The sequence below is a fragment of the Pseudomonas sp. NBRC 111143 genome (assembly GCF_001320965.1).
Taxonomy (GTDB): Bacteria; Pseudomonadota; Gammaproteobacteria; order Pseudomonadales; family Pseudomonadaceae; genus Aquipseudomonas; species Aquipseudomonas machongensis.
Map to the genome: position 1 here is coordinate 1 of NZ_BCBT01000095.1, position 7514 is coordinate 7514.

Sequence of the window (7514 nt, forward strand, 5' to 3'; positions counted from 1 at the left end):
GTCATTCAGGTTTAGGGCCAAAAGGCAAGACGAAAAAAAGAGCAAAAAGTGGACATTGGCTATTCTGTCGGAATCGTAGGAAGCATCGCTTCCATAATTTCTCTATTTATTGCTGCTCCAAGTTGGCGCTCACGGGCTGTGCACGCAATTTACGTGCTGATCGTGACGGTCCTCGGAAGCTTGTACGTTGGTCACTCCGCCAAGCTTTCTGCGTACACAGACCAAGAGAAGCAGGCACAGAAAATTCTCCAATCAGCAGACTTGAGTTCAGATGGCAGCACTCGGGGATTCATTCTTGCGTCGCTGTCTTTTCTCGAGAAAAACAAAGACAGTTTTCCTGACACATATGCGTCGGCGAAGCAGCTTGCCGTGGCGTCTGAGGTCTTCATCTCAAAGCAGGATGACGGGATGGATCGGCTGTACCAGGGTTGGCGACTGAGAGACGTAGGCTCTGCAATGAAGGCCCTACTTGTGGGGATTGCAGGTAAATCTCCTGACAGTGGCGAGGGCTACTGAGCCCTCGTGAGATATCTAGGGGCGTTGGGGCGTGTTACGTCGTTAGGGCGTGCGGCTTGGGGCGATGGTGGCGTACAACCTAAGGTGCATAAGGGCCGGGTTTGTCTAGGTGGATTCTAATTTAGGGATATGTTTAGGGATACGCTTGGTGTTTTCCGAGAGAATGATGCATATTTTATTGGGTTGAACTAGGTATATTCGATTCCTGTCTCCGCACCAGCCCCCCCCTTTCCCCCAGGCTCCTCTCCGAACTTCCCCACCCTCTACCAACACTTACCTCCCTTGAAGATTGGCGCGAGCCCACTGCTCGGCTGTCGTGACGTTAATCGCCTGCTGTTCATTAAAGGTGCCCGCTTTCGGCCAGGCCATGCCTCGGCCCTGAGCAAACACGGCCCGATACTTCTTGATGTGATGAGTCGGGTCTTTTTCCAGTTCGTCCATCAGATACGGAACCGTCCATTCGTTACGTTTGAAAGGTCGTCCAAGGACACGTTCGAGCAGCCCAGCAACTTCATCGTAAGTAACAGTGTCGCCCGAGAGGTACACGATTTCGTTGCGCAAGCGGGGCTCGAAGAAAACGATTTCTGCTGTCAGCGCCCCGATGTCGTCGGGTGTGGTCAGGGTGACGCTGTTATCCAGCCCGCCCAGCGCGTTCACCGTGTCATTCTCGAAGTCCACCACTTCGAAAATGGGCTCAAACATGAAACTGGTGAACATCCCCGTCGAGATGATGACCCACTCAGTCTTGTCTTGAGCCCTCAGCAACTCGCGGACGTCAAGCTGGGCATCGAAAAGGTCCTGCGGGCTTCCGCGTCCAATCACCTCAAAATCCACGCCGAACTGCCACGGGAAATAGCGCTTGACGCCGGACTTCAGGGCCGCAGTGGCAAGCTTCATCGGAGTTTCTCGGCCTGCAACCATCCCTGCGCAGCCAATGACGGTATCGAATTGAGCGAATACCGCCGCAAGCTGGTCGATGGAGTCGCTCACCAGATCGGCAGCGACCATCTGAATGCCGAGGCTACGAAGCTCATCGATTTCGGCTTTTTTTGCCGGGACTTGGGTGTTGATGGTGGATTCGCGCAGCAGCACGCTGACCGTTGAGCCCGGGGCTCGTTCTGCAACCCGAGCAAGGTTGCGAAGCACGGGCAGCCCAAGCTCTCCTGCGCCTAATACGAGGATCGATTGAGGGGTTGGCTGGGTGGGATGGGTCATGATTTGTCCTGGTTAAAGTTGCCTGTAAGATGGACAAATGCTTGCACGACTATGCAGCGCTCGTAAGAAGGCACACGCGTGATACCAGGGGGAAGCATGGCCGATCATGAAGCTTTGAGGCAGGCTCAAGCCATCTGCCAGACGCTCAGAGAGGATGACGATGGGGTCAGGCGTGAGGTACTTGCACATGCGGGCAGTCGCTGGTCTCTGGGCATTCTGCATGCGCTAGGTGTCTACGGCACGATGCGCCACGCCGATATCAAACGGCAGTTGCGTGGCATTACACAGCGCATGCTGACCAAGACGCTGCGATCACTTGAGCGAGATGGCTTGGTCAGCCGACACGAGTTCCAAGAGATTCCGCCCCGTGTTGAATATGACCTGACTGCACTGGGGATGCAGCTGCTTGTCCGCATGTCGCCTATTTGGACGTGGGTGGTTGAAAACGTGGAGCAGATCCGCGAGGCCCGCCACAGGTTCGACAGTCAGGACGGAAAGACACCGTTCTGGCAAGCGCCCGTTCCGATGCCTGCAAGTTCGGTTACTGGCTATGACAGCCCGCTGATAGAGCGGGCTATAACAGCGAAGAGAGACAAATGATTGTTGCGGACACATCGAGAGTTCACCTCGAAAGTGTCTGGTCCGCGATACCCTCATGGCGGCTAACGCTTCCGCTTACAACGCCCACAGCCACCTCCTGCCCACATGGCGGCGCTTAGCGCTGTAACCTGTAGATCGGACCTGTGCTCGATCAACAAGCAGATCGAGCACCTGAATTTGGTCTTCATCGGAACCCGCCCGTCCCAAAATCTGCTCGAACGGCGCCTCATTCAATAATCCGCGGGCTATGTCCAGGCGTATCGCGTATGGTGGCCCACGTGTGCCTGTGCTGGCACAACAGTCACGTTCAACCGCTGCGCAAACCACAGTCGCACCCCGCTTGTCCCATGACTCACCTAATCTTTCGGTAGATTGGGCGGTCAGTCGCTGCTAATAGCCAACTACCCCAGGATTTTTATGACCCTGCAGAAGCGTAACAACGTGCATATTGCTGGGGACGGAGGGGCAACCTTGATCCTGGCGCATGGGTTTGGCTGTGACCAGAGCATGTGGCGGTTGCTGGTGCCACATTTCTCCAAGAGCTTTCGCGTTGTCACCTACGATCTGACCGGCGCCGGGCAATCTGACCTGGGAGCGTACGATCATGGCAGGCACGCGTCACTGTGGGGGCACGCAGCGGATCTTAACGAGATCATCAACGAGTTTGCGAAAGGCCCCGTGATCCTGGTCGGGCACTCGGTCAGCTCGATGATCTGTGCCTTGGCCACTGTGCAGTCGCCAGAGCGGATTGCTGCACTGGTGATGATCGGCGGGTCGCCTTGCTACGTCGACAAGGGTGACTACACCGGCGGATTCTCGCCGGATGAAGTGCTGCAAATGCTGGCCACCATCGACGACAATTATCTCGGCTGGGCCGGGACCATGGCGCCTGTCTTGATGGGGGCACCTGGGCAGCCGGGGCTTCACGAAGAGCTGCTGGAAAACTTTGCCCGCACCAACGCCTTTATCGCCAGGCATTTTGCCCGTGTGATTTTCCTGTCCGATCACCGGCAGGACATTTGCGGGCTGTCGATACCCACGTTGATCCTGCAATGTCCCGGCGACGTGGTCGTGCCAATGGGGGTTGGCGATTATCTGCACCGCGTGCTGCCCGACAGTCAGTTGAGCATCATCAACAACATCGGCCATTACCCGCAGTTGAGCGCGCCCAGTGCATGCACGGCTGCAATGGATGCTTTCTTCGTAGAACGTGGGTTGAGTGATGGATGACGCCGTGCAGTTGTTCACAGCATCGTATTTCGAGAATGCCCCGTGCGGACTGGTTGTCATGGCTGCGGATGGCGCCATCATCCGCGCCAACCAAACGTTCTGCGATTGGCTGGGATACGACTCGACGCGGATGCACGCGTGCAGTTTCGACCAGTTGCTGACGGTGGCTGGGCGTGTGTTCTAAAGCACACACTGGAAGCCATTGATGGACATGCAGGGCTCTGTTGCGGAGGTTAAGGTCGACCTGCAACACCGCAATGGAACAGCTGTTGCCATGTTGCTGAATGGTGTACGGCAGGCAAGTGAAGACGGTGTCGTCTACCAGTTGGCGTTGTTCGGCATTAGCCAGCGAGACCGCAATGAGCGGGGGATATTCTTGGCAATGCAGCGCGCCGAGGAACTGCTGGCGCAGAAGGCGGCCGCCGAATCGGCTTTGCAACGTGCCCAAGTCGAGTTGGCCGCAGCCTATGAGGATGTGCAACATCGGGCACTGCTGGCTGAACGAATGGTCGCTGTGGCTAGCCATGACCTGAAGAATCCGATGACGGCCATCAAGATGGCTACAGAGTTGCTTGCACGTGATGTCCAATCCGACCGGGGGCGCCGCCTGCTGAGCAGCATTGGCACTTCTGCCGAGAGAGCGCAGCGTATGATCGTCGATCTTCTGGATTTCGCGTCGATCAAACTCGGTCAGGGCATCGGCATCCGGCGCCAACACGTTGATCTTCTGAAGGCCATGGACCAATCCGTGAGCGAGCTCAGGATTGTTTTTGGCAACGCAAGCATTCGTCATTTGTCTCGGGGCCAAGGCACATTCGAGGTGGACCAGGACAGGTTGCAGCAGATGATCGGTAACCTGGTCGCCAACAGTGCGACATATGGCGACCTTCGCTATCCCATCACGCTCACTACCGAGTTCTGCGGCAACGGTGTGGTTTTGGGCGTTCACAACCACGGCCCTGCCATCGCCGAGGAACTGGTGCCGAAGTTATTCGAGCCGATGACGCGTGGTAGCGACCGGCAAGATGCGCTGCGTTCGCTCGGGCTTGGTTTGTTCATCGTCAAGCAGATCGCCGAAGCTCATGGTGGGCGGGTTACCGTGACGTCCAACCCAATCTATGGCACGACTTTCATCATCCACTTGCCCTATTGATCTGCCGGCACTGCGGCACATTCCTTCACGGATTCAGAAACACGCCAAAGTCTCAGTCGTCAGTCAAACCTTTCCCCATCGCTGTGTATTCAAGCGTATGCCGCTGGCCTTTGGAGTCTTCGTAGATCATGCGCGCGGACACCAATTCCCGCACGTCGGGCACTTCGCTCACGGAGATCACTCGGGCAATGTCCAAGTGCTGCGAGTAGTTGTACCGCTCAACCGGCGGCTGCTTGGAATCCTGCGCCACTTCATTGGCCATAGCCGTGCTGCAAAGGCCGCCGAACACCAATGCCACTAATGCTTTCATTTTCAAGTTACCTGTCTGTCGTGAAGGGGGCTTGCGGCGTCGTGAGCGCCGAGTTGCACCCAGTGTTCTGCAGGCGGATTAGTTGAGGGTTAACAGAGCAGGGGCGACCTCTCAACGCGTATGTCGGACTGTTCCCAAAATGCGGTTCACGGCTTCTTCTGGCTTCGCCGCGCCTTGCACTGATGCCCCGTTAGGCATAAATTCCCCCAGTCGCGGCAACCTCCGCGACCGGGTTTGGCGACCCGGGAAAACTTGGCGCAAAGCGCCCCACACGATTGCAGGCGCTTTTTTTGCGTCCGCAGCCTCGTGCCATGGCGGCTGTGCGTGGGAGACCTTCGGGTCTGCCGGGTTCCAAGTTCCCGGTTCGCCAACCTGCGTACAGCTGCCACCCAATTGTTTGGCGACGATGCGTGGCAGCTCCAACCTAACTTGGAGTTTCATGCATGTTTATCGCTATCTCCTACAGGATCCTCGCATCCGCTCTCCGCCGCTGCTCTTCGGCTCCGGTATCTCGAACCAATCGCTTTTTCCCTATCCACAGTCAGTCCACCCGCGAACTGAGGCAGGTGTCCCATGACTGACCACGAGCGCCTTTTCACAATCCAATCCTATGCCTGGACCCTCGAGCTCCTGGGCGAGGCACTGGCTCAATACGATGAATTGCTTGAGTGTGAGCACAACCCGCAGTTGAGTGGTCGAGGTGCGGCGGGGATTCATCAGGCCATCCGCATCATCGGTCGGATGACGGCGGAGGAGTGTGGAAGGTTGATTGATTTGGCGGGGGAGGCGGGGTAGCTGTTGGATGTGTTGTTGGCCCTCGATTGCTGGGGCCGCTTTGCGGCCCTTTCGCGGCACGAGGCCGCTCCCACACCGACCGGGCTTGAGCTACCGATGTGACTTTTCATACGCGATCCATCGCTCGCGCATTCGCCGGACCACTTGAAGTCTTTTGCACATTTGGCGGTAGCGGCGGCTGTTGTAGCAGGCGAGGGCTGCGGCGGCAGAGAGCATGCCCAGCAGCGAGGTCCACTTCATTCCAGATTGGAAGTACCCTCTTCCGCAGGCTAATAGAGCAATAATCAGTATTGCCGCTATCCATTCTGTGGCGCCTCGTCTACCACGGATTACCGCGTATTGAGCGCTTACTAGTACTACAGCGCACAACATCATTATAGAGTCGGCATGTTCTAGTCGGTTGGCATATGTAGGGAAGTAGGTCTTGATTACTACTGCGCCAGACATCGGAATGGCCAGTAGTGTAAATAGCATTCCTAGAATTTTTATGGGGACAAAGCGCTTGTAAAACTTGCCCCAGGAAATGGAAAAAAACATTTTCTTTTGACCTCCTCAATCAATGGTGCTGTAAGACTTTCTCCCATACTGCATCCCTATCAGATCGATGCGCCATTACAGGGCTCACTAATCATCGCTGTGATCGCACTACAGAGTTGTGTGGGTATGAAAAATTTAGGTAATACGCCGAGGCGCTGATTGAGTTTGACCGCTTGCAGGAGTTGGCTGGCACGGGCTTACCTCCCACACTGAAACGCTGAATGTTTCTTAAGATCAGCGACGGATTGCCTGCTCTATGGCTTTGATCGTTTCGGGTCTGATGCCCTGGGGGGCGGTGACTTCGATTCTCGGTGGACTTCGCGGTGGTGCTACCGGTGTCACTTGGGCCGCCTTGGCTTTGGCTGCTGCGCGGGCTTGTAATTCGGCCCGATGGAGAAAGCTCTGGTAGCCGGCCCAAGCTTTTACTACCAGTAGGATTGCCACAAGTGAGAATGCCCAGACATTGCTTCTGCGAACTTGGCGCAGCCAATTCCGGATGCCACTGGCCTGCATCGTGACTACCTCCGAGAGCCTTTTTAGCTGCTTTGGAATTGTCGGGGCCGCTTTGCGACCCTTTCGCGGCACGAGGCCGCTCCTATACGGATTGGGTTTGAGCTACCGACGGAGCTTTTCATAGGCGATCCATTCCTCGCGCATTCGCCGGATCACTTGAAGTCTTTTACACATTTGGCGGTAGCGGCGGCTGTTGTAGCAGGCGAGAGCCAAGGCGGCGAAGAGCATGCCAGTCAGCGATATCAACTTCATGCCAGGTTCGAAATATCCTCTACCGCTGGCAATAAGACATATGGCTAGCATCCCCACGATCCACCATGTCGCTCCTGTTCTACCGCGAATAACGGAGTACTGAGCAATGCCCTGCACAACGCCACACAGTCCAAGCATGGCGACCATGTACTCAAGGTAGTGGGGGGGCTTGTGAAAATAGATATCGGTAATCAGTCCGCATGCTATCGGGACAGTTACCATAGTCAGGAGCATGCCTAGTGCTTTGATTGGAAAAAATCGTTTGAAAAATTTGCTCCAAGGAAATGTGAGGAACATCATTCTGCTAACTCCTCAAGCAAAATTACTGCAAGATTTTGGATTACTTCACTGCTGGCAATACCGATGCCGCTGAGAATGGACTCAATAATAAGT

General features: G+C 55.8%; 9 protein-coding genes. 6 read left to right on the forward strand and 3 right to left on the reverse strand.

All coding sequences use genetic code 11. The features are described from left to right. Positions 1-48 precede the first annotated feature (48 nt). Positions 49-516 carry a hypothetical protein gene (locus tag APH44_RS28515; protein ID WP_054888531.1) on the forward strand — a complete coding sequence of 156 codons (468 nt, stop codon included), beginning with the start codon at positions 49-51 and terminating at the stop codon, positions 514-516. 273 nt (positions 517-789) lie between these two features. On the opposite strand, the gene APH44_RS28520 is transcribed toward APH44_RS28515, so the two are convergent. Beyond that, the gene (locus APH44_RS28520) at positions 790-1731 is read right to left on the reverse strand and encodes an aromatic alcohol reductase (RefSeq protein ID WP_054895628.1); all 942 of its coding nucleotides are present in this window, start codon (positions 1729-1731) and stop codon (positions 790-792) included. Between the two features lie 96 nt (positions 1732-1827). Here APH44_RS28520 and APH44_RS28525 point away from each other — a divergent pair, with 96 nt between their 5' ends. The 4 genes from APH44_RS28525 (at position 1828) to APH44_RS28535 (ending at position 4714) form a co-directional block, all read left to right on the forward strand. Further along, positions 1828-2331 (forward strand): helix-turn-helix domain-containing protein, encoded by a 504-nt coding sequence (locus tag APH44_RS28525; RefSeq protein WP_054895629.1) that lies wholly within the window; start codon positions 1828-1830, stop codon positions 2329-2331. 417 nt (positions 2332-2748) lie between these two features. Then, positions 2749-3561: an alpha/beta fold hydrolase gene (locus APH44_RS28530; protein ID WP_054895630.1), complete on the forward strand. Its 813-nt coding sequence runs from the start codon at positions 2749-2751 to the stop codon at positions 3559-3561. Beyond that, entirely contained in the window at positions 3554-3745 is a 192-nt protein-coding gene (locus APH44_RS30870; protein WP_371105663.1) for a PAS domain-containing protein, read from the forward strand. Before APH44_RS28530 ends, APH44_RS30870 begins: the two co-directional genes overlap by 8 nt. Before the next feature lie 21 nt (positions 3746-3766). After that, positions 3767-4714 carry a sensor histidine kinase gene (locus tag APH44_RS28535; RefSeq protein WP_371105662.1) on the forward strand — a complete coding sequence of 316 codons (948 nt, stop codon included), beginning with the start codon at positions 3767-3769 and terminating at the stop codon, positions 4712-4714. Between the two features lie 52 nt (positions 4715-4766). On the opposite strand, the gene APH44_RS28540 is transcribed toward APH44_RS28535, so the two are convergent. Continuing rightward, the gene (locus APH44_RS28540; RefSeq protein WP_054895631.1) at positions 4767-5024 is read right to left on the reverse strand and encodes a DUF2790 domain-containing protein; all 258 of its coding nucleotides are present in this window, start codon (positions 5022-5024) and stop codon (positions 4767-4769) included. Between the two features lie 573 nt (positions 5025-5597). Between APH44_RS28540 and APH44_RS28545 the strand changes: the two genes are divergently transcribed. Further along, positions 5598-5819: a hypothetical protein gene (locus tag APH44_RS28545; RefSeq protein WP_054895632.1), complete on the forward strand. Its 222-nt coding sequence runs from the start codon at positions 5598-5600 to the stop codon at positions 5817-5819. Positions 5820-6971: 1152 nt separating this feature from the next. On the opposite strand, the gene APH44_RS28555 is transcribed toward APH44_RS28545, so the two are convergent. Beyond that, positions 6972-7421: a hypothetical protein gene (locus APH44_RS28555; protein WP_054895634.1), complete on the reverse strand. Its 450-nt coding sequence runs from the start codon at positions 7419-7421 to the stop codon at positions 6972-6974. Between the last annotated feature and the right edge of the window lie 93 nt (positions 7422-7514).

Excerpts from the sequence above, each read along its gene's own strand:
- APH44_RS28555 (WP_054895634.1), bottom strand. The coding sequence starts at position 7,421 with ATGATGTTCCTCACATTTCCTTGGAGCAAATTTTTCAAACGATTTTTT.
- APH44_RS28535 (WP_371105662.1), top strand. The coding sequence starts at position 3,767 with ATGGACATGCAGGGCTCTGTTGCGGAGGTTAAGGTCGACCTGCAACAC.
- APH44_RS28520 (WP_054895628.1), bottom strand. The coding sequence starts at position 1,731 with ATGACCCATCCCACCCAGCCAACCCCTCAATCGATCCTCGTATTAGGC.
- APH44_RS28540 (WP_054895631.1), bottom strand. The coding sequence starts at position 5,024 with ATGAAAGCATTAGTGGCATTGGTGTTCGGCGGCCTTTGCAGCACGGCT.
- APH44_RS28530 (WP_054895630.1), top strand. The coding sequence starts at position 2,749 with ATGACCCTGCAGAAGCGTAACAACGTGCATATTGCTGGGGACGGAGGG.
- APH44_RS30870 (WP_371105663.1), top strand. The coding sequence starts at position 3,554 with ATGGATGACGCCGTGCAGTTGTTCACAGCATCGTATTTCGAGAATGCC.
- APH44_RS28545 (WP_054895632.1), top strand. The coding sequence starts at position 5,598 with ATGACTGACCACGAGCGCCTTTTCACAATCCAATCCTATGCCTGGACC.
- APH44_RS28525 (WP_054895629.1), top strand. The coding sequence starts at position 1,828 with ATGGCCGATCATGAAGCTTTGAGGCAGGCTCAAGCCATCTGCCAGACG.